The organism is Pseudomonas sichuanensis (assembly GCF_003231305.1).
Taxonomy (GTDB): domain Bacteria; phylum Pseudomonadota; class Gammaproteobacteria; order Pseudomonadales; family Pseudomonadaceae; genus Aquipseudomonas; species Aquipseudomonas sichuanensis.
Genome location: NZ_QKVM01000112.1, coordinates 1 through 3146, shown reverse-complemented (window position 1 = coordinate 3146; position 3146 = coordinate 1). Strand labels below are relative to the sequence as shown.

General features: G+C 59.2%; 4 protein-coding genes. 3 read left to right on the top strand and 1 reads right to left on the bottom strand.

Annotated features, from left to right (window positions below):
* Together DM373_RS28225 and DM373_RS28220 are read left to right on the top strand one after the other, a co-directional pair.
* Window positions 1-1068 (top strand): efflux RND transporter permease subunit (locus tag DM373_RS28225; RefSeq protein ID WP_167409884.1); only part of this gene is annotated, 1068 nt, incomplete at its 5' end.
* Window positions 1065-1406, top strand: coding sequence for a copper-binding protein (locus tag DM373_RS28220; RefSeq protein ID WP_110996594.1), 342 nt, complete (start codon window positions 1065-1067; stop codon window positions 1404-1406). The genes DM373_RS28225 and DM373_RS28220, both read left to right, overlap by 4 nt.
* A gap of 155 nt (window positions 1407-1561) precedes the next feature.
* On the opposite strand, the gene DM373_RS28215 is transcribed toward DM373_RS28220, so the two are convergent.
* Window positions 1562-2638: an ArsO family NAD(P)H-dependent flavin-containing monooxygenase gene (locus tag DM373_RS28215; protein WP_110996595.1), complete on the bottom strand. Its 1077-nt coding sequence runs from the start codon at window positions 2636-2638 to the stop codon at window positions 1562-1564.
* Window positions 2639-2937: 299 nt separating this feature from the next.
* Here DM373_RS28215 and DM373_RS28210 point away from each other — a divergent pair.
* Window positions 2938-3146 (top strand): hypothetical protein (locus DM373_RS28210; RefSeq protein ID WP_157966906.1); only part of this gene is annotated, 209 nt, incomplete at its 3' end.

Sequence of the window (3146 nt, the reverse complement as noted above, 5' to 3'; positions counted from 1 at the left end):
CTGGCCGTCGAACGGGTAGCGAAGACTGTACCTGGCGTGACCTCGGCACTGGCCGAGCGTTTGACCGGCGGACGGTACGTCGATCTCGACATCGACCGCCAGGCTGCTGCCCGTTACGGCCTGAACATCGCCGACGTGCAAGCCATTGTCGCCGGCGCCATTGGTGGCGAAACCATCGGGGAGACGGTGGAAGGCCTGGCGCGTTACCCGATCAGCGTCCGCTACCCCCGCGAATGGCGCGATTCAGTCGAGGCACTGCGTCAGCTACCAATCTACACCGCTCAAGGTGCCCAGATAACCCTCGGCACCTTGGCCCGTGTGCGAATTGCCGAAGGCCCGCCGATGCTCAAGAGCGAGAACGCCCGCCCCTCTGGCTGGGTGTACATCGACGTTCGCGGCCGTGATCTGTCGTCTGTGGTCGCTGACCTGCGTCAGGCAGTTGACCGCGAAGTGAAGCTCGATCCAGGCGTCAGTCTGAGTTATTCAGGCCAGTTCGAGTATCTGGAGCGCGCCAACGCTCGGTTGGCCTGGGTGGTGCCGGCGACATTGGCCATCATCTTCGTCCTGCTGTATCTGACCTTTGGCCGCCTAGGTGAGGCGCTGCTGATCATGGGCACTCTGCCTTTCGCCCTCACCGGCGGTGTGTGGTTGCTGTACCTGATGGGTTTCAACCTGTCGGTAGCCACCGGCGTTGGCTTCATTGCCTTGGCCGGGGTCGCGGCGGAGTTCGGGGTGATCATGCTGATCTACCTGAATAACGCTTGGGCCGAGCGACAGGCCAATGGTGAGCCCACTCAGCCAGCTCTACTTGAGGCCATTCGCGAGGGCGCGGTACAGCGCATCCGGCCGAAGGCGATGACCGTGGCAGTGATCGTTGCAGGCTTGCTGCCCATTCTCTGGAGCAGCGGGACCGGCAGCGAAGTGATGAGCCGCATCGCCGTACCCATGGTAGGCGGAATGCTGACCGCCCCCTTGCTCTCTCTCTTCGTTATTCCCGCAGCGTATTGGCTGATCCAGCGCCGCGCTCTTGTAGTCACTCACGATTCCACACCAGGAGAAATCCGATGAAAAAGCTCTACCTCAGTGTTGCACTGCTCTTCGCCTTTGCATCAGGCGCACAAGCTCAAGACTCCATGGCCGGGATGAACATGGATGGTATGGATATGAAGGAAGCTCAAGCAGCACCTGCCGCTCACGCTGAAGGGATGGTAAAGGCCATAGACGCCCAGGGCGGCAAAGTGACCTTAATGCATGGACCGGTGGCGGCGCTGAAATGGCCAGCCATGACCATGGGCTTCAAGGCCACTGCGCAGCAGCTGGAAAAGTTGAAGGTGGGAGATAAGGTAGCGTTTGACTTCAGGATGGACGGCAGCAGCGCGACGATTATTGATATCCGTAAGGAGTAAATCGTCTAGCCCATAGCTATCAGCGAGAAACCGCCCACAGCAGTGATCGTCATAGGCAACTCCCGAGCAATGCTCGGGAGTTGGGCAGCAGATGACCACCTATCCCAACAAAACTCCCAGCTGTTCAGGTGATCACTTTGGGGAAATAGGGGAGCTCAGGCCTCCACCTTCACCAAAAAACGCTCGATCTCAGCAGCGGTGCTGCGGGCTGTACGGGTCACTCCGATCAAGGTCGCCGAGGCAGAACCAGTCCACTCGCCATAGCCGACCAGCCATAGTCTCGGCTCACTCACAGATTGGGTCCCTTCGACTTCTACACGTCCTTGCTCAGTAACAACCCCAAGGCTGGCGAGGTGTCCCAAGGCGGGTTTGAACCCGGTGCACCAGATCACCGCATCAACTGCGGTCTCCGAGCCGTCTGCCCAGACCACACCGTCAGGGGTGAAACGAGCGAAGGGCCTCACCGCGTGCAGAACGTCTCGCTCTCGCGCCTCCATTACAGGCGGGACCATTACCACATCGCCCAACCCGCCGACCGGCTGCTCAATAACACGTCCCTCCATCTGCGCTTTCCAGCGCTCCGTAGCCCGCTCGAACAGCACTCGGCCATCCACATCGTCAGGTAGGAAGAGTGGATCGGTGGGTGTTACCCAGGTCGCATTCGCTACTTTGGAAACCTCTGCGAGAATCTGCGCGCCGGAGTTGCCACCGCCGACGACCAGCACGCTCTTGCCAGAGAAGGCCTGCGGTTCAACGTAGTCAGCCGAATGCAGCTGTTGGCCACGGAACAACTCAGCGCCAGGGTAGGCAGGTATGTTCGGATTGCTCCAAGTACCTGTGGCACTGACCACAGCTTTTGCATCCCAATAGCCAGACTCTGAATGGACACGCAACGCGCCGGTAACGCGCTCGATTGAGGTGACGCGCACTGGCCGTTCGATTGGAAACTGATAGCGCGCCTCATACTGGGTGAGGTAGTCGATGACATGCTCGCGAGACGGATAGCCATCCTGGACAGCTGGCATCATCCAACCGGGAATGGAGCTCCACGTGGCCGGCGAGAACAGCCGCAGGGAATTCCAACCGTGTCGCCAAGCTCCGCCCGCCGCTTCCTCGGCATCGAGCATGATGAACGAAAGCTCCGTGCGGCGAAGGAAGTAGGCAGTTGCCAAAGCCGCTTGCCCCCCGCCAATGATGACTACATCCCACACCCGCTCTCCATAAGCCGTCATTCCAACCCCCTTCGAAACAGTGATGAAGCACATCATTTCAGAAAGCGGAGCTGAATTCTAACCAAAGCCATACCCAGCTCAGGCGCACTAAGTGGCACTGATCGCAACCGACTGATCAATCCGAATGCATCTGGGTAGTCGAGTCGAATGCAAGCAGATGGTCAAATGACTACAACTACCCTCCGGTCCTCCTCCCGCATGTCGGTGGCTAGCTCTCGTCAAATCGGCAGCGCTCAACGCGCCTTGCCGGCGGGGCAAGATAGTTTGTAGCCTACGGGCTCCCTCAACGGAGAAACCTGATGTCCTCCAGCAACGAAAGCAACACCCCTGCCGAAGGTTCTACCAAAAAAGACGACTCGCTCCCGATGCTTGAGTTGACGGTGCTCAACCCCAACTTCTCTTTTGACTCAAAGGAGCGGGATGTCGCGGCTGCCCTCAAACGTCTCCCCAAACTACGCGCTGACCTGCACGCTGACCTCGTTCGACTGATCGATGAGGGCAAGTCGAT